This is a genomic window from Microbacterium sp. (genome assembly GCF_044340635.1).
GTDB lineage: Bacteria > Actinomycetota > Actinomycetes > Actinomycetales > Microbacteriaceae > Microbacterium.
On record NZ_JBIITF010000007.1, the window covers coordinates 16334 to 37933 of the forward strand.

Genomic DNA, 21600 nt, shown 5'->3' on the forward strand with positions numbered 1-21600 from the left:
GGATGTCTGACGGCAGGGGCGTGACGGATAACGTGCTCGGTCAGCGCTACGGCGGCGGGGCCCCCGCATCCATCGCTCCCGCCAACGAGGTCATCGCCCTGCTGCAGCGCCACCGTTCGGTGCGGAGCTTCACGGACGAGGGGATCGACGACGACACCGTCACCCTCATCGTGTCCGCCGCGCAGTCCGCCGCGACGAGCTCGAACATGCAGGCGTGGTCGGTCATCGAGGTGCGCGACCCCGACCACAAGGCTGCGATCTCGGTGCTGGCAGGCGACCAAGCGTTCATTCGCCAGGCCCCGGTGTTCTTGATCTTCGTCGCCGACTGGGCGCGCCACCGCGGGGTCGCCGAGCATCGCGGAGAAGCGGCCGAGGGTGTCGAATACATCGAGAGCACGCTCGTGGGCTTCATCGACGCTGCGCTGGCCGCCCAGAACGCGACCATCGCGGCAGAGTCGCTCGGGCTCGGCGCCGTCTACGTCGGCGCCGTGCGGAACCGGCCCGAAGAACTGGCGGATCTGCTCGAGCTGCCACCGGGCGCATTCCCCGTCATGGGGATGGCGCTCGGGCATCCGGATCCCACGGACCGGGCGGGCGTCAAGCCGCGACTGCCGCAGGACGTCGTCCGCCACCGGGAGACCTATCGGCCGGCGCCGGACGAGGCGATCGTGGCCTACGACGACGCGGTTCGCACGTATTACGCGGGCCAGGGTATGTCGCACGGGTGGATCGGTACGATCCTCGGCCGCATCCGTTCTGCCACGACGCTGCGCGGTCGAGAGAAGCTCCGCGCGGCGCTTGAGCGCCGCGGGCTGCCCTCGAAATAGACACTCAGCCGGCGCGTGACTCAGCCGACGCGGGACTCAGGTCTCGCGGGACTCAGCTCACATACTGATCGGCGACATCGAGCGCGTCGTCGATGATCTCCAGGCCGCGGATCAGGTCCGTCTCCGAGATCACCAGCGGCGGCGCCACGTGCATGCGGTTGAAGTGCGTGAACGGCCAGAGCCCCGCGCTCTTGCACGCGGCGGCGAGGGCACCCATGGGCGCAGCATCCGACCCGCTCGCGTTGAACGGCACGAGCGGCTCGCGCGTTTCGGGGTTCTTGACGAGCTCGATCGCCCAGAACAACCCGAGCCCGCGCACCTCGCCCACCGACGCGTGCCGGTCGGCGATCGCGCGTAGCCGCGGGCCGACGACGCGCTCGCCGAGGTCGCGGACCCGCTCGAGGATCCCGTCGCGTTCGAACACCTCGAACGTCGCGACCCCCGCGGCGCAGGCGAGCGGATGCCCCGAATAGGTCAAGCCGCCGGGGAACGCCACGGTGTCGAAGTGCTTCGCGATGCGGTCCGAGATCACGACGCCGCCGAGCGGGACGTATCCCGAGTTGATCCCCTTGGCGAAGGTGATCAGATCGGGCACGACATCGAACGCCTGGAACGCGAACCACTCGCCGACCCGACCGAAGCCGACCATCACCTCGTCGGCGATCAGCACGATGTCGTACTTGTCGCACAGCGCGCGCACTCCGGAGAGGTACCCCGGGGGCGGCATGAGTACGCCGTTGGTGCCGACGATCGTCTCGAGGATGATCGCCCCGATCGTCGATGCGCCCTCGAGGACGATGACCTGCTCGAGGTGCTCCAGAGCGCGCTGCGACTCCTCCTCGGGCGACGACGCGTGGAAAGGGGACCGGTACGCGTACGGTCCGAAGAAGTGCGCCACCGAGCCGTCGGCCGGTTCGTTCGCCCAGCGGCGCGGATCACCCGTCAGCGTTATCGCGGTCGAGGTGTTGCCGTGGTAACTGCGATACATCGACAGCACCTTGCGCTTGCCCGTGACCAGGCGCGCCATCCGCACCGCGTTCTCGTTGGCGTCGGCGCCGCCGTTGGTGAAGAACACCTTGTTCATGCCGTCGGGCGCGACCTCCGCGATCCGGCGCGCCAGGTCGCCTCGCACATCGTTCGCCATCGAGGGCTGGATGGTCGCCAGGCGCCTGGCCTGCTGCTGGATCGCCGCGACGAGATCCGGATGTTGGTGGCCGAGGTTCAGGTTGACCAACTGCGACGAGAAGTCGAGGTAGTTGTTGCCCGCGTAGTCCCAGAACGTGGCGCCCGACCCGCCCGCGACCGGAACGGGGTCGATCAGCGCCTGAGCGCTCCAGGAGTGGAAGACGTGGCCGCGGTCATCCGCGCGGACGCGGGCATCGGCCGCGGGGTCGGGGGTAGCGGTCATGGTGTTCCTGTTCGGGTTGGGTTCGAGGAGGGAGGTCAAGGAGCGACGAGGACTTTGCGGATGGTTTCGCGAACCGTCCAGATCGTGCTCATGCCGGCTTCCAGTCGGACCACGACGCCCGGGCGCAACTCGATCGGGGGCAGCACGGGCTCGACGAACTCCAGGGTGGCGTCGCCCGCGAGTACGACGAAGACCTCGTCGGCCTCGACGTCGCGCGAGACGCCCACAGTGTGCTCCCACACTCCGACCTCGCGCTCGGCCGTGGTGTCGAGGGCGACGTAGCGCGTCGAGGGCGTCCCCTCGATGACCTTGGCCTGATCGAGCGGTTCGAACGGGACGTGTGTGAACACGGCGTTGAGGCGCGAGGCATCCGTCGCCTCTCCCGCGGGCAACCGGCCGACAGAACCGTCCGTCACGAGTCGAATCCCAGACCGAGCGCGTCGAGGGTCTTCAGCAGGACGTTGCGCCGGCCGCCGTTGTGGTCGGCGCGGTCGAGTGACCAACGCGTCATGTTGATGCCGATCGCAGCCGCGGGCTCGGGCGGGAACGGCAGGGGGCGCCTGCGCACCATGTCGAGGCGCGTTCGTTCGGTGTCGGCGCCCTCGAGAAGGTCGAGCATCACCTCGCCCGCGAAGCGTGATGCTCCGACGCCCAGTCCCGTGAACCCCGCCGCGTAGGCGATCCGTCCGTCGCGGGCCGTGCCGTAGAACGCGCAGAACTGTGTCGACGTGTCGATCGCGCCCGCCCACTTGTGGCTGAACGTGAGGCCGTCGAGCTGCGGGAAGGTCGTGAAGAAGTGGCTCGCGAGGGTCTCGTAGCTCGTCGGTCGGTTCTCGTACGCCGGGCGAACCGCGCGGCCGTAGTGATAGACCGCGTCATACCCACCGAAGAGGATGCGATTGTCGGCGCTCAGCCGGTAGTAGTGGAACTGGTTCGCGAGGTCGCTGAGACCTTGGCGGTCGTTCCACCCGATGGAGGCCAGCTGCTCGGTGCTGAGCGGTTCGGTCATGAGCACGTAGTCGTAGACCGGCACCGTCATCAGCCGATTGCGCTTGAGGAGCGCGGGAAAGACGTTCGTCGCGAGCACGATCCGGGGTGCGCGGATCGCCCCGGACGCGGTGACGAGGCGGACGTTGCCGTCGGCATCCGCTTCGTCGATCCGCTTCACGAGTGAGTTCTCGAAGATCTCGATGCCCTGCTCGGTCGCCACGCGGGCGAGTTCGGATGCCAGCTTGCCCGGGTGAACCAGCGCGGTGGAAAGCTTCTCCCACACGCCGCCGAGGTACGTCGGGGAGTTGACGGATGCGCGGACCTGCGTCTCGTCGAGACGGACGACGTGCTCACCCTCGCCCCGCGAGGCGGCATCCACGACCCAGTCGTCCAGCCAGTCGAGCTGGTGCTCTTCGACCGCCACGCCCATCGAACCGACCCGTTCGAAATCGGCGTCGACACCCCATTCTTCGAGGTCGGAACCGATCGCATCGAGGTTCGCGAGCCCCAGGCGTTCGAGTTCGTCGAGCTGGTCGGGCCAGCGCGCGAGTCCGTTCTCGCGGCCGTGCGTCAGGCTCGCCTCGCAGAACCCACCGTTGCGGCCCGAGGCGGCCCATCCGATCTTGCGCGCCTCCAGCAGGGCGATCCGCGCGCCCCGGTTGCGCCGACGGGCGAGAAGAGCGGTCCACAGGCCGGTGTAACCGCCACCCACGACCACGAGATCGGCGGTTCGTCCGCCCGCCAGCGTCGGGTGCGCGGGTTGCGCGGGCAGGTCATCGAGCCAGAACGCGCCCTGCCGCGTGCCCGTGAGGGCGTGCCGGATGAGGGATGCGGGGGGCTTCTGGCGTTCGAAGACGGTCGTGCCCACGGGTATCACCCTTTCCGGGAGTGGCTATCGCCCCATCCTCGCCTGTCCGGGGTGCCGCGTCGACTACCGAGCGTGAGCTCGTCGCTCCCGCTCACGAGAGAGAGCGAAACCCGTGAGGGCGAAGCCCGTGGCGACCACGATGGCGACGGCGGACGCGGCAGTGATGGAGGTGGGGGAGTCCTCGCCACCGACGACCGCTCCGATGGCCGGACCCGCAGCGATCCCGAGGTTGAACAGCACCACGATGCCTGCGCCCGCGAGGTTGCGCGTGCGGGGTGTCGAGGTCCGTATCAGGATCGTCTGGAGCAGGGGGAAGATCGCGCCGAGGGCGAAGCCCCACACCATGAGCGCGACGATGACCGTCGGCAGGCTGCGAGACGCGACGGTGAGCGTGACGAAAGACACGACCAGCAGAATCAGCACGACGATGAGCGACCCACGTGGATATCTGTCCGCGGCGGCACCTGCGGCCACCACGCCGACCAGACCCGCGGCGCCGGCAACGAACAGGAGCCCCGCGGCCCAACCCGCCTCGATCGACGCGGAGACCTCGAGGTAGGGCCGGATGTAGGTGAAGGACGCGAACTGGGCCGTCGCGATCAGGACGGCGACGACGCCGAATGCCGCCAGAGCGGGGAGGGACTCATCGCGCAGCACGCTCGTGCGCTCGCCGTGAGGCGCGGGCGAGGGCACGTGCGGGGGCATCTTGAGCACCACGACGACGCCGAGAAGAAGGGCGATGACTCCCAGTCCGACGAAGGTCGCGCGCCATCCGAGCCCCTGGGCGACGAGGGTCGCGAGCGGGAGCCCGATGATCGTGGCCGCGGTGCCGCCTCCGGTCACGATCGCCAGCCCCCGACCGAGTTGAGCAGGAGCGAGCAGGGCGGCGGCATAGACCATGACGACGGCCCAGAAGGCGCCGTGGGCGATAGCCGCGAGGATCCGCGTCGCGAAGGCGAACTCGTACCCGGGAGCGAAAGCGGTCGCGAGGTTCGCCAGTGCGAAAGCCGCCAGCGCGCCCGCGATCACCAGACGGCGGTCGAACCGAGCGCCCGCGCGGGTGAGCGGGATGCTCGTGACGATGACGGTCAGCGCCCACACCGAGATCAACAGGCCGATCTGAGCATGCGAGACACCCAGGTCGGCCGAGAGCTCCGGCATGAGCCCGGCGGGCAAGGACTCGGCTGTGACCGTCACGAGCACGCCGAAGCTCAGCAGAAGCAGTGCGCGGAGGGGGAAAGGGGTGGCGGGCGCAGATGTCGCGGTCACGTCCGTCGAGGTACCCATCCACTCAGGCTAAAGCTCGCGCTCGCGGATGAGCTCGCTGGGTCTAGCTGTGGCGTCGTCGGATCCGGATCGGACCTTTCGCCGCCGAGGGATCGATGATCTGGCCGCCCTGCGTGATGTCGACCTTGCCGGCGGTGACGAGGCGGCGAGCAGCGCGCCGCGCAGGTTCCATGAGGTCCCGCTAGTTCTCGCCACCGATGGAGCGTGCCGCATCCGATGGACAGATCGTCGATGTTCGGGCGCGGGCGTCGAGCAGCGACAGGATCGTGGCCTCGAGCGCGCGGTCCTGGGCCGTCACCCCACGCGTGCGACAGGCATCCGAGCAGTACTTCACGGCGTCCCAGTTCTTCGCCCACTTGGCTCGCCACTGCATCTCGCGCCCGCAGGATGTGCACGTCTTCGTGCTTTCGCTGCGGTCCGCCATGCGATCCAGTGTGCCTCAGCGTTCGGGTGCCGGGGCCGGTGCGCCTCGCGCCCCGGTGATGGCCGCCTCGACGACAGCGGCAGCGAGCGCATCGATCACGGGTTCGGGCTGCCACTGCAGCGGCCCATGCACAGCGATCTCGGCGAAACCGTGGACCGCTGCCCAGCAGGCCCACTCGGCGTGGGGGCGACGCTCCGGATCGAGGGCGCCGGTGTCGCGCATGGCGTCGAGCGCGTCGAGCAGCAGCTGGAACGGCGGCACGACCTCGTCGTCGAGCGTCACGATTCCGGCGCTCGGCTGCTCATCCTGTACCGCAAAGGCCAGCGTGAACCATCCGCGCTCGCTGCGGGCGAAGCCGATGTACGCGAGCCCGATCCGGCGCAGACGCTCGACGGCCGCGTCGGCGGGGGAGAGGCCGGAGGGAGCCGCGTCGATGCGGGCACGGATCGCACGGGCAAGCGCGAGTTGCGCCTCGGCCGCCACGGCGCGGATGAGGTCTCGGCGATCCGCGAAGTGCCGGTAGGCGGCGTTCGGCGACACCCCGACGGCGCGCGTCACTTCGCGCATCGTGACGGCGTCCAAGCCGCCCGCGCGAGCACGCTGCAGGCCCTCCTCGACGAGCGCGTGTCGGAGGTCACCGTGATGATAGGTCCGCGCCTCGGGTGTCTGTCGTTTCGCCATTGCGTCCGGAATGTCGGGTGTGTACGGTGTGAGCATTGGATGTGAACGGTGTACACATCCAGACTATCCCTCTCCGGCGATCTGCCGAATATTTCACGCGACTGACGCCCGAGACCGAAGAAGGAATCCGCATGACCGAGCCCGTCGCCCTGCAGAATCACGGCACGGTGCGCGCCTTCTATCAGGTGCTCGCGAACACCGCGATCGCGAACGTGACCTCGAGCTACCTGTGGTGGGCGCTGACCTTCTGGGCGTATCTCGAAACGCGGTCGGTGCTCGCGACCGCGATCATCGGCGGGTCGTACATGCTGCTGGTCGCCGTCTTCGGTGTCGTGTTCGGGGTGATCGTCGATCGCACCAAGAAGAAGGCCGTGATGGTGCTGTCGAGCATGATCACGCTCGTCACCTACCTGCTCGCGGGTGCTCTGTACCTGTCCTTCCCCGAGAGCGTGCTGGTCAACTGGGGCGGCCCCTGGTTCTGGGTCTTCGCCGGCGTGATCCTCGTCGGCGGTGTGGTCGAGAATCTCCGCAACATCGCGCTCTCGACGACGGTCACGCTGCTCGTGCCCTCCGATCGTCGCGACCGCGCAAACGGGCTCGTCGGCGCGGTCCAGGGTATCGCCTTCATGGTCACGAGCGTGTTCTCGGGTCTGTCGATCGGACTGCTCGGCATGGGGTGGACCGTCGTGATCGCGATCGTCGCGACGGCGCTCGCGCTCTGCCACCTTTTCTTCGTGCCGATCCCCGAGCGCGGCATCGCCCATGTCGAAGGGGCGCCGAAGGACTTCGGATTCCGCGGCGTCATCCCCGCGATCGTGGTGGTGCCGGGGCTGCTCGCCCTGATCCTGTTCTCGACGTTCAACAACCTCGTCGGCGGCGTGTTCATGGCCCTGATGGACCCGTACGGGCTGACCCTGTTCTCGGTCGAGGTGTGGGGTGTGGTGCTCGGCGTCACGAGCATCGGGTTCATCCTCGGTGGCGCACTCGTCGCGAAGTTCGGGCTGGGCAAGAACCCCGTCCGCACGATGCTCCTGGTCAACATCGGCATCGCGCTGCTCGGTATGACCTTCGCGATCCGCGAGTGGTGGTGGCTGTACGGGCTCGGGATTCTGGTGTTCATGTGCCTGATGCCGATCGCCGAGGCGGCCGAGCAGACGATCATCCAGCGCGTCGTGCCGTTCGAGAAGCAGGGCCGTGTCTTCGGGTTCGCGGCGAGCATCGAGTCCGCGGCGGCACCCCTGTCGTCGTTCCTGATCGGGCCCCTCGCGCAGTTCTGGCTCATCCCCTTCATGAACACGCGGGCGGGCCAGGATTCGCTCGGATGGCTCCTCGGACCGGGCGAGGCGCGCGGTATCGCGCTGGCCTTCGTGGCCGCGAGCGCCGTCCTGCTCGTCGTCGTTCTGCTCGCGTTCGTGTCGAAGCCCTACCGGCGCCTCTCGTCGGCGTATGCCGAGGCGCCGCCGTCGATCCAGGCGCAGGGCGAAGCCGCTTCGGCCGACGGGAGCACTCCCGAGATGGAAGTGACACACCTGCCATCGACACGCTGATCGGGTGAGACGCCGCAGATCGAGCCGCGGATGACATCGAAGCGTCCGCTCGCCACCGCCAGGCGGTACAGCCACACCGCCCATCACGATGATGAACGCGATCGGCCAGATGGGCGTGAGAAGCCCGAGCAGGCCGGCGCCTCCCGCGGCCGCGTTTAGGGCCGGAGTAAATCAATCGGCAGATATCTCGGACGTAGACTCGGACGCTATGGCCGCAGGCGCAGTAATCCACACGTTCGCGGTGCAACTCGCCGATGTCGACCGCGGTGTCTACGACGATCTGACGCTTCGGGTGGCGAGGCATCCGTCCGAGACCGACGCCTACATGATGACGCGCGTGCTGGCCTATCTGCTCGAGTTCGAAGAGGGCATCGCGTTCAGCGAGGGGATCTCGTCGACGGATGAACCCGCCGTGCTCGTCCGCGACATGACCGGCCACATCACCGCCTGGATCGAGATCGGGGCGCCGGATGCAGCCCGCCTGCACTACGGCAGCAAGCTCGCCGACCGCACCACGGTCTACACGCACCGGGATCCCGCGAAGGTGCTCGCAGCACTGACCGGCAAGCCGATCCACCGCGCGGACACGATCACGCTGCACAGCTTCGACAGGGGATTCATCGACGACGCCGTTGCCGCGCTCGCCCGCCGTAACACGATGACCCTGTCGGTCACCGAACGTCAGGTCTACCTCGACCTGAACGGCGCGAGCGCGAGCTCAGCGGTGCACGACCACGCGCTCGTGCCGTAGGTCCGTGCTCGGCTAGCGGTTCTTCACCCGCGTCACCGCGTCGGTGTTCTCGACCCGGCCGCTCGCGGCCTTCTTGTCGGCCTTGGCGGTGCGCTTCTCCTTGAGGGTCTTGGAGGCTGCGGTCTTGCCGCCTTCTTTACGCGCGGACTTGTCACCCATGGACGTGCTCCTTCGAGAGCCGCGGTGACCCTGTGTTGCTGACGCTACACGTCCGGGAGGCGAATCAGCCGGGACGGGAATCAGGAGGGCAAGAAGTACTCGCGGGCGAGCGGGGCGATCTCGAGCGCGTCCGCATCCGCGCGGGTGATCCAACGCAACTCCGCGATCTCGGCCGCGGCAATCGGCTCCTGATTGCCGATGTCGGCGCCGAAGACATCCGCAACGACGACGAATCCGGGCTCGTTCGCGGCCGCGGCGGTGAACTCGCCGAGCGGGCGCAGGTCGCCGGCCGGGACCCGGATGCCAACCTCTTCTGCCAACTCCCGGGAGAGGGTCTCGGCCGCGCTCTCGCCCGGCTCGGGTTTGCCTCCCGGCTGCATGAACGCGGTCGTCCCCGCCTTTCGGACCACGAGCAGCCGGCCCGCGGAGTCGGTGATGACGGCGGCCGAGACGCGGATGCTGCGGGGAATCGGCTGCTCGATGGTCACGGGCGCCATCGTCCCACACCTGCGCTCCCGTGCTCCGCGGCAGCCCGCGATACCCCGCGGACGGACGCAACACGCCGTGCAGGCCGATGGTGCACGGCGTGTTGCGTCCGTTCGCGATCCCGGCCGGGCCGGATCGGCGGCCGGGCACAGGTGCGACGTAGAATCGTGTGTGCCCGACGAGACCCCCGCTCTGCCCGACCTGTCCCCGAGCGGCATCGACCCCACAGAGCTCGCCACCACCTTGAAGGTTCTCGCGGGGATGTCGGATGTCGATCAGACGCATCCGGATTACGTTGCGGTTCGCCAGGCCACGGCGGCGATGTTCAAGGCCGTCAAGAAGGTCCGTCGGCGCGAGATCCGCGATGCCATCGCACAGGCCGACCGCGAGGTCGTCGCCGCGACCGCGACCGGTGCGCCCGACCGGATCGACGACGAGACCCGCGGCATCCCCATCACCACCGCGACCACCGCACCGACAGCCGGCACGCTCCTCAAGGCGCGCGGCTGCTACATCTGCAAGCAGCCGTACACGCTCGTGGACGCCTTCTACCACCAGCTCTGCCCGGACTGCGCGGCCATGAGCCACGCCAAGCGCAACGCGCGCACCGACCTGACCGGTCGGCGCGCACTGCTGACGGGCGGCCGGGCGAAGATCGGCATGTACATCGCCCTGCGGCTGCTCCGCGACGGTGCTCACACAACGATCACGACGCGCTTCCCCCGCGATGCGGTGCGCCGTTTCAGCAGCCTGCCCGACTCGGCCGAGTGGATCGACCGGCTCAAGATCGTCGGCATCGACCTGCGCGACCCGGCCCAGGTGATCGGGCTTGCGGATGATGTCGCGGCGGCCGGAACCCTCGACATCCTGATCAACAACGCGACGCAGACCGTGCGGCGCTCGCCGGGGGCATACCAGCCGTTGGTCGACGCGGAGCTCGCGCCGCTGCCGGACGGTCCGCTGCCCGAGTTGATCACGTTCGGGCACACGAACGACCAGCACCCGCAGGCCCTCGAGCGCTCGGTGACGGCGCATCCGATCCTCGCGGCGGCCGCGTCGCGGGCCGACGAGTTGACCGAGCAGGCGATGGCGGCCGGCTCGAGCTCGCTGGATCGCCTCGCCGCGGGCACGGCGATCGATGCGGGCGGTCTCGTCCCCGACCTCGATCACATCAACTCGTGGACGCAGCGCGTCGACCAGGTCGACCCGCTCGAGATGCTCGAGGTGCAGCTCGCCAACACCACAGCGCCGTTCCTGCTCGTCTCGCGGCTGCGCCCCGCGCTCGCCGCGAGCCCCTCGCCGCGGACCTACATCGTCAACGTCAGCGCAATGGAGGGCGTGTTCGGCCGCGGGTACAAGGGCCCGGGGCATCCGCACACCAACATGGCCAAGGCGGCCGTGAACATGCTGACGCGCACGAGCGCGCGCGAGATGTTCGAGACCGACGGCATCCTCATGACGAGCGTCGACACCGGCTGGATCACGGATGAGCGCCCGCACCCGACGAAGGTGCGCCTGGCCGAAGAGGGGTTCCATGCACCCCTCGACCTGGTCGACGGTGCCGCTCGTGTGTACGACCCGATCGTCCGGGGCGAGGCCGGCGAGGACCTGTTCGGAGTGTTCTTGAAGGACTACGCGCCCGGCGCCTGGTGACGACCGACCCCGTCGTTCGTTTCTCAGAAGGGCAGCGGCTCAGTGGGCCGGGGCCAGTTCCCGTGCCCCGTCGCGAGCTGTCGCGGCTGCCGGGAGCTGCCTGACCTCTGCCGGAAGCGGATCGAGATGGAGATCGACCACCATGCCACCGCTGGAGCCCGCCGCGAGCGCGAGTTCGTGCAAGTAGGCGCGATCCAGCACCTCTGCCTCGGCCGTCTCGAAGACGAACCGCAGGGGGATCGACGGGTGCACCCAGAGGGTGGACCGGCCCCGCGGTGCGCCGTCGGAATGCCGCCAGCTGATCGTGAAGCTTTCGTTCCGGCGCAACTTGGTCGCCACGACGACCTTGACATGCGCGAGCACCCGGTCGGGGATGTCGATGGGGCGCTCGGTGTTCCCGTAGAAGAGGTGACCCATTGCGCGCTCCGTTCCGGCGAGTCCCCTCGCTCCTCGCCCGTGCGATCCGACGGGGATCAGAGGGCGTGAGATCGACCGTAGCAGGTATTACGGAAATCTAGTTAAGATAATTAACTACCTCGTGGAGCACGCTGCTAGAGTCGCCGAGGAGTCCGGAGGTGTCGATGACCGAACACGACAGCGCAACGACCGCAGATCAAGCGCTTCAGCGCTTCACCGATGCGCGCAATGCCGCGATGATCGCCGCCCGCAAGGAGCTCGGGGTCAACGAGGTCGACGCGCGCGCCCTTCTCTTCATCGCCGCGAACCCGGGCGCCCGCCCGACCCATCTGCGCGATCACCTCGGGATCACCTCCGCGGGAATCACCACGATGATCGACCGTCTCGCCGGACGCGGGGTCGTGCGCCGCGACGTCGACGACGACGACCGACGCGTCAATCGCATCAGTCTTGCCGTCGACTTGAGTGCGGAGCCCTGGTCGGCGCTCACCCGCTTCGATACGCGACTCGCCGAGGCTGCGGAAGCCATGGGAATGGACGAGAGTCACCGCTTCGGAGTCGCTCTCGACGAACTCGTCGCCGCGGCGCGCTGAACGGGGGTTATCCCGTCAGCGACTTCTGCTCCAGAAAGACGCAGAGTCGGCTGACTGCTTCGAGGTCCGCGGCGAGGATGCGCAATTGGCCGGCGTCGACCGTGACGACATCCTCCCGCGACTCCATGGTCACGATCCAGCGCCCGGGATCCGCCGCGTCCGGCTGCAGGTAGGTCACCGTCGGCGCATTGGCGAGATCGACGACGACGAGTCCCGCATCCGCGCGTTCCGCGCCGTCCTGCGGAATGACGCGTACGCGACCTACCAGAGCGGGTCCGCCCCGACGGAATTCGCCGAGCCAGGACTCCAGCGTGCTGATGCTGCGGTAGGTCATCATTCTCCATCGTGCGAACGGCTGCGCGTCGGCAGCCGCTCATACATTATGGGATCGCATCCGCCCGCGTGGCGCGCATTCTGACTCTCCGCGTGCCTTCCGTCAAGGCGTCCGCGCTTCGGTTGCGCGCCGCATACCGTCGTGAGGTGGAATCCGCAGCCCGCCCGATCGTGAGCGTCCCGATCATGAGCGTCCCGACTGTGAGTGTCTTGACTCTGAGCGTCGTGATCCCCGTCAAGGACGACGCCGCAGAGCTGGATGCCTGCTTGCGGGCGCTTCGCCGCCAGAGCGAGCCCCCCGATGAAATCATTGTTGTCGACAACGGCTCCCAAGACGGCAGCGCACGGGTGGCGGCGGAGCACGGTGCGACCGTCATCCGGTGCGATGAACCGGGCATCCCCGCGGCCAGTTCGGCCGGTTATGACGCGGCGCGCGGAGAGATCATCGCGCGCCTCGATGCCGACGGCGTTCCCGACCCGACGTGGGTGGCAACGATCCGCGCCGCGTTCCGAGACGGTCCGGATATCGACGCCATCACGGGCGGGGCGCGATTTCTCGACGGGCCGCCGCGCCTCCGCAGCCCGTTGGCCTGGATGTACCTCGCTGCGTATCACCTCGCCGCAGCTTCGGCGCTCGGCCATCCCTCGCTCTTCGGCTCGAATTTCGCCATGCGCGCGGATGCCTGGCGGTCGGTGCGTGGGTCGGTGCATCGCCACGACCAACGCGTGCACGACGATTTCGACCTCGCCTACCACCTCGGTCGTGAGCACCGCATCCGCTACCGCTCAGGGCTCGGCATGCGGATCGCGGTCCGACCGTTCCGCAGCGCACGATTGTTCGCCGTGCGGTTCGGGCGGGGGTTCTACACGGTGGCGCGCCACATGCCGGAGGACTTCCCCCCGATGCGCTGGACGCGCCGGATCGCGACTCGATGGGGCAGCGCACGCACCGGCGGGAGGTATGCAGGATGAGCAATCGCGGAGAGGAGCTCGCAGGCAGGACCGTCGTCGTGACGGGTGCCACCAGCGGACTGGGGCGCGGTACGGGACTGCGATTGGCGCACTCCGGTGCGCGCGTGGTCGTTGCCGCGCGGCGCGGTGACGTACTGGACGAACTCGTCGCCGAGATCGCGACCGCGGGCGGCGAGGCTGTGTCGGTGGTGGCCGATGTCAGCTCCCTCGCGGACGTGCAGCGCATCGCGCGCGTCGCGCTCGAGCGATTCGGCGGGTTCGAGATCTGGGTCAACAACGTCGGTATCGCCGCGCTCGGAGCCTTCTGGGATGTGCCGGTCGAGGATCATGCGCGCGTCGTCGAGGTGAATCTGAACGGATATGTCTACGGATCGCACGTCGCACTGCGCCATTTCGTCGAGCGCGGCACCGGCACCCTCGTCAACATCGGATCGGTCGAGAGCGAGGTGCCGCTGGCCTACCAGTCGACCTACGCCGCCACGAAGGCGGCGATCCTCAGCCTGGGAAGATCTCTGAACGAGGATCTGCGGCTCGCGGGCCACTCCGACACCATCGCGGTCGGCACGGTGATGCCGTGGGCCATCGACACACCGTTCTGGCAGCACGCCGCCAACTACACCGGGCACACGGCGCGGATGGCCGCGATGGATGACCCGAGCATCGTCGTCGACGCGATCGTGAAGGCGTGCGTCGATCCCCGCGAGCGGCAGCCGGTCGGGTGGAAGGCGCACGGAGCCGCCCTGTCGCACCGTCTCGCCCCCGACCTCACGAAGCGCGTGTCGGCAGGTATCATCGATGCCGAGACGGAGAAAGGTGACTCGCAGCCCCCGACGGCGGGCACGATCTACGCACCGAGCGAAGCGGGTGACACCGTCGAGGGCGGGGCGCGCGGGCGGATGCGGCGAGAGGATGCGTCGGACTCGGCGTGAACTGCGTAAGCAGACGCGGGATTCGTCGTGAGTGCACGCCTCCTCACTGCCGTGCGCGCTCGCCTATTCAGTCGGACTGAAAGTTTCCGTCCGGCGGAATGCGGCGTTGAGCGCACCGGGCAGGGCGGCGAGGGTGATTCCACTGTTCTACGAGCGGTGAATCAAAGGAGATCCGATGCTCGACGTTCGCGTCGCCCTCATCACGGGCTGTGGCAAATCCGACGGGGTCGGACAGGCCATCGCGCGCCGCCTCTCAGACGACGGTTTCGCGGTGGTCGTGACGGATCGGGAGCCGGGCGGCGTCCGTAATCAGGGGGATGCGGATGCCGCACCCGGCACCGGGATCGATGACTTCGTCGCCGCGCTCGAGGCGGAAGGCCGGACCGCCGTCGCCCTCGTGGGGGACATCGGCGACCCCGCGGATGTCACCCGAATGCTCGAGACGGTCGACGAGCGCTTCGGCCGCCTCGACGTCCTGGTCAACAACGCCGCCGCTCCCCAGGGACCCGACCGCGCCGACATCGGCGAACTGAGCCTCGACGCCTGGAACGAACTCATCCGCGTCAATCTCACCGGAACCTTCCTGATGTGCCAGGCGGGTGTCGCCCTGATGCGACGCGGTCGTTACGGCCGCATCGTCAATATCTCGTCCATGGCCGCCATCACCGCAGCGCCGCGATCCGTGCCCTACTCGGCGGCGAAGGCCGGCATCCTGGGCCTCACGCGCGCCCTGTCGATGGATGTCGCGCGGTGGGGCATCACGGTGAACGCGATCGCCCCCGGCCTCGTCGGCACGAGCCGATCGATGCTGGGAAGGCGGGACGCGGACCGCGAGGAGCACCTCCGCGCGAGTGCCCGCAAGGTCGCCGTCGGCAAGGTCGGCATGCCCGTCGACATCGCGAACGCCGTGGCCTTCTTCGCCGATGAGCGGACGAGTCACGTGACGGCCCAGACCATGCAGATCGACGGCGGAGGCAACAGCGCCTTCCCCCTCATCGGCCCGGACGACACGGGCGAGGGTCGCTGACATGCGCGCACTCGTGGGGCGCATCGCCCGCCTGATCGTGTCCTCGGTGCTGCTGTTCATCGCCGTGATCACCGTGCTGTTCCTCCTGCTCGAACTCGCACCCGGCAACCCCATCCAGAGCCTCGTCGGCGATGTCCCCATCTCGCCCGCCTTCGAGGCGCAGATCACCGCGGCTTTCGGACTCGACAAGCCCCTCTGGGAGCGCTATTTCATCTACCTCGGCAACGTGTTCACCGGAAACCTCGGCTACTCGTTCGGAACCAACGAGCCCGTTCTCGAACTCATCCTGGGACGGGCGGGCAACACCCTGGCACTGGCCGTTCCGTCGTTCCTGATCTCGACGACCCTCGGGATCATCCTGGGGTCGATCGCGGCACGAACCCGGCGCCGCTGGCTCGACGGCGGCATCTCGGGCGCGGCCGTGGCCCTCTTCTCCGTGCCGAACTTCTGGCTCGGCATGATGCTCATCATGATTTTCTCGCTCACGCTCGGCTGGTTGCCCACGCAGGGCAAGGCGCCGTACGGGCAGGAGGGCATCGCGCTGCAGTACATGGTGCTGCCGATCATCACGATGGCCACGAGCGAGGTCGCCTACAAGACGCGCATCATGCGGGCCTCGATGATCGAGTCGCTGAGCCAGGACTTCATCGACACCGCCCGGTCGAAAGGCCTGACGCCGCGGCGCGTGCTCTGGCGTCACGCGCTGCCGAACGCGCTCCTGCCCATGGTCACGATCTCGGGGTACAGCCTCGGGTTCATCCTGGCCGGGTCCGTGCTCGTCGAGCGCGTGTTCGGGTGGCCCGGCATGGGTCTGTTGTTCATCGACGCGATCGGGCGGCAGGACAACCAGGTCGTGCTGGGCGTCGTGATCGTCCTCACGGTCACGATCATCATCGTCAACATCCTCACGGACATCGTCTACGGCATCGTCGATCCGCGCCTGCGGTCGCAACTCACCCGAAAGATCAGCAGCACGCGGAAGGTCGAGGTGGCCTCATGACCACGACAGGCGAGGCAATCGAGCTCGGCGCTGATGCACCGGTGGGCGGCGTTCCTCCGGCACCCACCGAGGGGCGGGTCGCGAGCAGACCCTCCGTGTGGGGGATCTTCCTCCGGAAGCCCTCCACCCTGATCTTCCTTCCGATGCTGCTGATCTTCGTGATCGTCTCGGTAGTCGGTCCGTACTTCGTGGGCAGCCCGGTCTCGACCGGCAATCCGCCCTTGCTGCCGCCGAGCGGGGAGTTCCCCCTCGGCACGGACGCGCTCGGTCGCGACTACCTGGCACGGGTCGTCTACGGCGGCCAGATCTCACTGCTCGTCGGCTTCAGCGTCGCGGTGCTGTGCATGACGATCGGCATCGTCGTGGGCGGGCTCGCGGGGTACTACGGCGGGTTCATCGACACCGCCCTGGTGAAGGTCGCCGAGTTCTTCCAGGTGCTTCCGGGACTGATCCTCGCGCTCGTTGCGGCGGCGCTCCTTGGATCGAACATCGTCATCATCGTCGCGATCCTCGCCATCACGATGTGGCCGAGCGGGGCGAGGATCGTTCGGGCCGAAGCCATGCGGATCTCGAAGCTCGGGTACGTCGAGTCCGCGAAGGCGGCGGGCTTCGGAGGCATCCGTATCCTCTGGTCGGACGTCATCCCGAACGCCATGCCGCCCGTGCTGGTGGCGACCAGCATGACCGTCGGCCGCGCCATCCTGGTCGAATCAGGCCTGGCCTATCTCGGTATCGGCGACACGAACCGCCCGAGCTGGGGCGCGCTGCTGAACTCCGCGCAGCCCTATATGCAGCAGGCATGGTGGCTCGCGCTCTTCCCCGGCATGTGCATCTTCCTCGTCGTGCTCGCCGTCAACATCCTCGGCGACGGCCTGAACGACGCGCTCAACCCCACGATCGGGCGGGTGAAGTGATGTCCCTGACCACGACACAACGGCAGGCCGAGCGCGACACACGCGTCGCGGGTGCCGAGCCCATCCTGCGGGTGCAGAACCTCAAGGTGCACCTGCCGACCGGCGACCGCACCGAGGTCGAGGCTGTGAGCCGTGTCAGCATCACCGTGCACGACGGCGAACGCGTCGGCATCGTCGGCGAGTCCGGATCGGGCAAGTCGGTCACCGGTCGGGCGATCTCGGGCCTGTTGCCGGGGTCGCCGCGGGTGCGGGTCGCGGGTTCGATCCGGTTTGCCGGGCACGAGATGAACGGCGCCTCGGCCGAGGCCTGGGCCGAGGTGCGGTCGCGGCGGATCGGCATGATCTTCCAGGACCCGCTGACCTTCCTGAACCCGACCATGAAGGTCGGGGCGCAGGTCGCGGAGTCTCTCGATCCGAAGGCCAAGCGCATCCGCGGCGAGCGCTCGGCCGAGGTGGTGCGCTACCTGACTCTCGCCGGCCTCGACAAGCCCGAGCAGGTGGCGTTGCAGTTCCCCCACGAACTGAGCGGAGGGATGCGTCAGCGTGTGCTGATCGCGATCGCCATCGCGAAACTCCCCGACCTGATCATCGCGGACGAGCCGACCACGGCGCTCGACGCTACGGTGCAGGCTCGCGTTCTGAAGACCCTCGACGAGACGGTGTCGCAGCTCGGCAACTCGCTCATCCTGATCTCGCACGACCTCGCGGTCGTCGGGAGTATGACCGACCGCATCTACGTCATGTACAACGGCCACGTCGTCGAGGAGGGCGCGACCAGCGACGTCCTGATGCGCCCGAAGCACAAGTACACCCAGGCGCTGCTGCGCAGCGTCCGGAGTCTCTCGGACGACACGGTGGACCTCTACTCGATCCCGTGGGAGTTGCGCCGCGAACTCTCGGAGGAGGTGGCCGCCCGTGCTTCTTGAGGCGAAATCGGTGACCAAGTCCTTCCGTGGCCGTCGGGGCGGCGGGCAGGTGGTGGCCGTTCGCGAGGCCACGCTGCGTGCGGAACCCGGTCAGTTCGTCGCGATCGTCGGCGAGAGCGGGAGCGGCAAGAGCACGCTCGCGCGGCTGCTGCTGGACCTGATCCCCGCGACCGGAGGATCGGTCGAGCTCGACGGCAAAGACGTCTCGCGTCTCACCCGCGCCGAGCGACGCGAGTATCGCCGCCGGGTTCAGGCGGTGCTGCAGGACCCGGCCGGGTCGCTCAATCCGCGCAAGCGGGTGGAGCAGACGATCGGCGAGGTCGTGCGGCTGCACAAGATCGCCCGCGGTCGCGACGCCATCCGCCAGAAGGTCACGGAAGCGCTCGAGCTCGTCGGGATGGAGCCCGCCGAGCGCTTCCTCGACCGCTTCCCCCACGAACTCAGCGGCGGTCAGCGCCAGCGCGTGCTCATCGCGCGAGCGATCTCGCTCGACCCCCGCATCATCGTCGCCGACGAGGCGGTCTCGGCGCTCGACGCCTCGGTCAAAGCGGGTGTCCTGCGGGTCATGGCAGACCTGACCCAGACCATCGGCGTCGGCTACGTCTTCATCACCCACGATCTGCCCGTCGTCCGCAAGGTCGCCGACTACGTATACGTGATGAAGTCCGGCGACATCGTCGAGGAAGGCCCGAAAGACCGGCTCTTCGCCGACCCGCAGCATCCGTACACGCGAACCCTGCTGGCGGCGTCGCCAGAACTCGCCCCGCTCGAAAACCCCTGAACCGCACCACAACATCGCACCGTGTCACAGACGACACGTGCAGAGAGGCAGTGAACGTGTTCACAGCACACAAACGCAGCATCGGAGTCCTTGCCGCGATCGCGGCGGTCGGGCTCGTCCTCACCGCCTGCTCCGGCGACGACGGAGGCGATGACTCGTCCGGTGGCGAAGAGCGCATCTACGTCCAGGCCATCGGGGCAGACCCCCAGAGTTTCAACGCCCAGCTGACGAGCGGCGCATCGCCGACCGCATTCAGTGCCCAGATGTTCGACACCCTGATCCGCATTTCGGACGACTATGAACTGAGCCCCGGGCTCGCCGAAGAGTGGGCGGTCAGCGACGACGGCACGCTGATCACCCTGACCCTTCGCGAGGGCGTGACGTGGCACGACGGCGAGCCGTTCACGGCCGAGGATGTGAAGTTCAACCTCGAAGAGATCGTCGAACTTCAGACGTTCGGCGCCGGACTCGCCGCGCGGATCGGATCCGTCGAGGTCGTGGACGACACCACGGTCGAAGTCGCCCTGACGGAGACGTACGGCCCGGCCATCGAGACGCTCGCGCTGCAGTACATGCTGCCGAAGCACGTCTACGAGGGCACCGACTACGTCACCAACCCCGCCAACCTCGCACCGATCGGGACGGGCCCGATGATGTTCGAGTCGTTTCAGTCCGGCACCGAAGTCATCCTCGTGAAGAATCCGAACTATTGGGATGGCGAGGTGCAGGTCGATCGCGCGATCTACCCCGTCATGGCCGACCCCAACAGCCGTGCGCTGTCGCTGTTCGCGGGCGAGGTCGATCAGGCGGCGCTCGACCCGGCACAGCAGTCTCAGGGCGATGGCCGCGACAACATCGAGCAGATGACGGGCGGCGGATTCCCACAGGTCATCACGGTCATGTTCAACGCGTTGAGCCCGAACCTCAGTGATCCCGAGGTCCGTGCGCTCGTGTTCGCGGCCCTGGATCGCGAAGAGATGGTCGACGTCGCTCTGGGGGGCAAGGGCACCGCGGCCGAGACGTTCTTCCCGGAAGCGCTCGACTGGGCGGTCAACACCGATATCAACTTCTCGGACGACTTCCCGCATGACGTGGACGAGATCAACGAGGCACTGGATGCCGCGGGGTACCCGGTCGGCTCCGATGGTTACCGCTTCACGCTGAACGCCCGGTACATCACCGAGCTCAGCGAGGTCGCCTCGGTCACCGAGATGGCGGCCGCTCAGCTCGAAGAGGTCGGCATCAAGTTGAATCTCGTGGGAAGCGCCTCGGCCGTGTACACCGAGAAGGTCTACACCGAGAGCGACTTCGACCTGGCATTCCTCCGCTCGACCCTCGGCGCCGACCCGAGCCTCGGGATCGTGCGCTGGTACGGGTGCAATCCCAACAAGGCGGCCGCCACCAACCCGTCCGGGATCTGCGACGAGGGCATCACGGAGGCGGCAGATGCGGCGCTCTCCTCGACGGATCGCGAGGCTCGCGGCGAGGCGTTCCGCGACCTGCAGGAGCGCGCGAAGGAGCTCATGTTCTACGCACCGCTCGCCTGGTACACGGGCTGGCTGCCCACATTGAACACCTCGCGCTGGTCAGGCATGGACGAGCAGATGCCGTCCACCAACCTGACCCCCTGGACGTCGATGGAGCTCATCGGCTGACCCGCCTTCGCGCGGAACTCGTTCCGCCTGACGGAAGACACCCTCGGTACCGGGGGTGTCTTCCGTCACGATGGGGGACGGATAGCTCGCGACGCAGCGACATCTACAGTCGCCGCGTCTACGCAATGAAGCGGAGGCATGCCGGTGGAAGCCGTGACCCCGATCGACTCGAACAAGAGGACCGCAGCGGGACGGGTTCTCGCCCTCTTGGGAGCCTTCGCGGAGGGCGGTGGGGCCCTCACTCTGAGTGAGATCAGTCGGCACGCGCGACTGACGCTCACGACGACGCACCGACTCGTCCACGAGGTCCTCGAATGGGGTGGGCTCGAGGTCGACGCGCACGGCCGGTATCGCCTGAGCCGCAAATTCCTCGACCTGGCATCGTCGTCGACCCAGGGTTTGAGTCTGCGCGAACAGGCCTTGCCGCACCTGGTCGAGCTGCACCGCTCGAGCGGGCTGACGGTTCATCTCGCGGCCCGCGACGACGACTCCGTCGTCTACCTCGAGGCGCTGCGCGCCCACCCGAACTACACGGGCGAGAACCGCATCGGTGGGCGCCTCCGTCTGCACGTCGCCGGGACCGGGCTGGTCATGCTCGCGTTCGCACGGGATGCCTTCGTGCAGGAGTATCTCTCCGCACCGCTCAAGCGCTACACGTCCCGGACTCTGACCGATCCCGCCGCCCTGTGCGCTCGACTGAGCGAGATCAGGCGACAACGGTACGTCGTCCTCGAGGGGCACCTCGCACCCCGCGCCGGCTCCGTCGCCGCGCCCGTGTTCAACCCCGATGGCACCGTCGATACGGCGGTGGGCGTCGTCTACGTCACGGGCCAGAACGACCCGGGACGCTACATCGACATGGTCGTGATGGCGGCCGCGCGCATCACCAACACCTTGGCCGAGCGCGACACGCGCCTCGACCCGAGAACGATCGACTTCAACCGCCGCCACGCCGGGCTGAGCTGATCGGCC

At 68.1% G+C, this 21600-nt stretch carries 23 protein-coding genes and 1 pseudogene; 14 read left to right on the plus strand and 10 right to left on the minus strand.

Annotated features, from left to right (window positions below; translation table 11 throughout):
- Positions 1-2 precede the first annotated feature (2 nt).
- Positions 3-827 carry an NADPH-dependent oxidoreductase gene (locus ACIQ0W_RS07980; RefSeq protein WP_396642224.1) on the plus strand — a complete coding sequence of 275 codons (825 nt, stop codon included), beginning with the start codon at positions 3-5 and terminating at the stop codon, positions 825-827.
- A gap of 52 nt (positions 828-879) precedes the next feature.
- Here the strand turns inward: ACIQ0W_RS07980 and ACIQ0W_RS07985 are convergent, their stop codons facing one another.
- From ACIQ0W_RS07985 to ACIQ0W_RS08010, 6 genes and pseudogenes are all read right to left on the minus strand, one after another.
- Positions 880-2235, minus strand: coding sequence for an aspartate aminotransferase family protein (locus ACIQ0W_RS07985; RefSeq protein ID WP_396642225.1), 1356 nt, complete (start codon positions 2233-2235; stop codon positions 880-882).
- Between the two features lie 35 nt (positions 2236-2270).
- Positions 2271-2651, minus strand: coding sequence for a cupin domain-containing protein (locus tag ACIQ0W_RS07990; protein ID WP_396642226.1), 381 nt, complete (start codon positions 2649-2651; stop codon positions 2271-2273).
- Positions 2648-4093 carry an NAD(P)/FAD-dependent oxidoreductase gene (locus tag ACIQ0W_RS07995; RefSeq protein WP_396642227.1) on the minus strand — a complete coding sequence of 482 codons (1446 nt, stop codon included), beginning with the start codon at positions 4091-4093 and terminating at the stop codon, positions 2648-2650. The genes ACIQ0W_RS07990 and ACIQ0W_RS07995 overlap by 4 nt, the downstream gene beginning before the upstream one ends.
- A 63-nt stretch (positions 4094-4156) precedes the next feature.
- Entirely contained in the window at positions 4157-5380 is a 1224-nt protein-coding gene (locus ACIQ0W_RS08000; RefSeq protein WP_396642228.1) for an MFS transporter, read from the minus strand.
- Positions 5381-5423: 43 nt separating this feature from the next.
- Positions 5424-5804 (minus strand): annotated as a pseudogene (locus ACIQ0W_RS08005) (DUF3253 domain-containing protein).
- Positions 5805-5819: 15 nt separating this feature from the next.
- Positions 5820-6485, minus strand: coding sequence for a TetR/AcrR family transcriptional regulator (locus tag ACIQ0W_RS08010; protein WP_396642229.1), 666 nt, complete (start codon positions 6483-6485; stop codon positions 5820-5822).
- 131 nt (positions 6486-6616) lie between these two features.
- Between ACIQ0W_RS08010 and ACIQ0W_RS08015 the strand changes: the two genes are divergently transcribed.
- Together ACIQ0W_RS08015 and ACIQ0W_RS08020 are read left to right on the plus strand one after the other, a co-directional pair.
- Complete coding sequence (locus ACIQ0W_RS08015; protein ID WP_396642230.1) at positions 6617-8032, plus strand: MFS transporter; 1416 nt, start codon at positions 6617-6619, stop codon at positions 8030-8032.
- Positions 8033-8240: 208 nt separating this feature from the next.
- Complete coding sequence (locus tag ACIQ0W_RS08020) at positions 8241-8783, plus strand: YaeQ family protein (protein WP_396642232.1); 543 nt, start codon at positions 8241-8243, stop codon at positions 8781-8783.
- A gap of 12 nt (positions 8784-8795) precedes the next feature.
- Here the strand turns inward: ACIQ0W_RS08020 and ACIQ0W_RS08025 are convergent, their stop codons facing one another.
- Together ACIQ0W_RS08025 and ACIQ0W_RS08030 are read right to left on the minus strand one after the other, a co-directional pair.
- Entirely contained in the window at positions 8796-8942 is a 147-nt protein-coding gene (locus tag ACIQ0W_RS08025) for a hypothetical protein (RefSeq protein WP_396642234.1), read from the minus strand.
- Positions 8943-9022: 80 nt separating this feature from the next.
- On the minus strand, positions 9023-9430 hold the full coding sequence (locus ACIQ0W_RS08030) for an NUDIX domain-containing protein (protein ID WP_396642236.1): 408 nt from the start codon (positions 9428-9430) through the stop codon (positions 9023-9025).
- A gap of 169 nt (positions 9431-9599) precedes the next feature.
- On the opposite strand from ACIQ0W_RS08030, the gene ACIQ0W_RS08035 reads away from it, so the two are divergent.
- On the plus strand, positions 9600-11081 hold the full coding sequence (locus ACIQ0W_RS08035; RefSeq protein WP_396642238.1) for an SDR family NAD(P)-dependent oxidoreductase: 1482 nt from the start codon (positions 9600-9602) through the stop codon (positions 11079-11081).
- A 39-nt stretch (positions 11082-11120) separates the two neighbouring features.
- Here ACIQ0W_RS08035 and ACIQ0W_RS08040 read toward each other — a convergent pair whose 3' ends face one another.
- The gene (locus ACIQ0W_RS08040) at positions 11121-11498 is read right to left on the minus strand and encodes a hypothetical protein (RefSeq protein ID WP_396642239.1); all 378 of its coding nucleotides are present in this window, start codon (positions 11496-11498) and stop codon (positions 11121-11123) included.
- Between the two features lie 164 nt (positions 11499-11662).
- Here ACIQ0W_RS08040 and ACIQ0W_RS08045 point away from each other — a divergent pair, with 164 nt between their 5' ends.
- The gene (locus ACIQ0W_RS08045) at positions 11663-12091 is read left to right on the plus strand and encodes a MarR family transcriptional regulator (RefSeq protein ID WP_396642240.1); all 429 of its coding nucleotides are present in this window, start codon (positions 11663-11665) and stop codon (positions 12089-12091) included.
- Positions 12092-12098: 7 nt separating this feature from the next.
- Here ACIQ0W_RS08045 and ACIQ0W_RS08050 read toward each other — a convergent pair whose 3' ends face one another.
- Complete coding sequence (locus ACIQ0W_RS08050) at positions 12099-12425, minus strand: hypothetical protein (protein ID WP_396642241.1); 327 nt, start codon at positions 12423-12425, stop codon at positions 12099-12101.
- 185 nt (positions 12426-12610) lie between these two features.
- Here ACIQ0W_RS08050 and ACIQ0W_RS08055 point away from each other — a divergent pair, with 185 nt between their 5' ends.
- The 9 genes from ACIQ0W_RS08055 to ACIQ0W_RS08095 all read left to right on the plus strand — a co-directional run bounded on the left by ACIQ0W_RS08055 (position 12611) and on the right by ACIQ0W_RS08095 (position 21594).
- Positions 12611-13396, plus strand: coding sequence for a glycosyltransferase family A protein (locus tag ACIQ0W_RS08055; protein ID WP_396642242.1), 786 nt, complete (start codon positions 12611-12613; stop codon positions 13394-13396).
- Entirely contained in the window at positions 13393-14325 is a 933-nt protein-coding gene (locus ACIQ0W_RS08060; RefSeq protein ID WP_396642243.1) for an SDR family NAD(P)-dependent oxidoreductase, read from the plus strand. The genes ACIQ0W_RS08055 and ACIQ0W_RS08060 overlap by 4 nt, the downstream gene beginning before the upstream one ends.
- Positions 14326-14500: 175 nt before the next feature.
- A complete protein-coding gene (locus tag ACIQ0W_RS08065) occupies positions 14501-15352 on the plus strand; it encodes an SDR family NAD(P)-dependent oxidoreductase (protein ID WP_396642244.1) in 852 nt (283 codons plus the stop codon).
- 1 nt (position 15353) lies between these two features.
- Positions 15354-16352: an ABC transporter permease gene (locus ACIQ0W_RS08070; protein ID WP_396642245.1), complete on the plus strand. Its 999-nt coding sequence runs from the start codon at positions 15354-15356 to the stop codon at positions 16350-16352.
- Entirely contained in the window at positions 16349-17266 is a 918-nt protein-coding gene (locus ACIQ0W_RS08075; protein WP_396642246.1) for an ABC transporter permease, read from the plus strand. Before ACIQ0W_RS08070 ends, ACIQ0W_RS08075 begins: the two co-directional genes overlap by 4 nt.
- A complete protein-coding gene (locus tag ACIQ0W_RS08080) occupies positions 17266-18192 on the plus strand; it encodes an ABC transporter ATP-binding protein (protein WP_396642248.1) in 927 nt (308 codons plus the stop codon). Before ACIQ0W_RS08075 ends, ACIQ0W_RS08080 begins: the two co-directional genes overlap by 1 nt.
- 10 nt (positions 18193-18202) lie before the next feature.
- On the plus strand, positions 18203-18973 hold the full coding sequence (locus ACIQ0W_RS08085) for an ABC transporter ATP-binding protein (RefSeq protein WP_396642249.1): 771 nt from the start codon (positions 18203-18205) through the stop codon (positions 18971-18973).
- A gap of 56 nt (positions 18974-19029) precedes the next feature.
- On the plus strand, positions 19030-20628 hold the full coding sequence (locus ACIQ0W_RS08090; RefSeq protein WP_396642250.1) for an ABC transporter substrate-binding protein: 1599 nt from the start codon (positions 19030-19032) through the stop codon (positions 20626-20628).
- A 138-nt stretch (positions 20629-20766) separates the two neighbouring features.
- Positions 20767-21594, plus strand: a complete 828-nt coding sequence (locus tag ACIQ0W_RS08095; RefSeq protein WP_396642251.1) for an IclR family transcriptional regulator — start codon at positions 20767-20769, stop codon at positions 21592-21594.
- Positions 21595-21600: the final 6 nt, after the last annotated feature.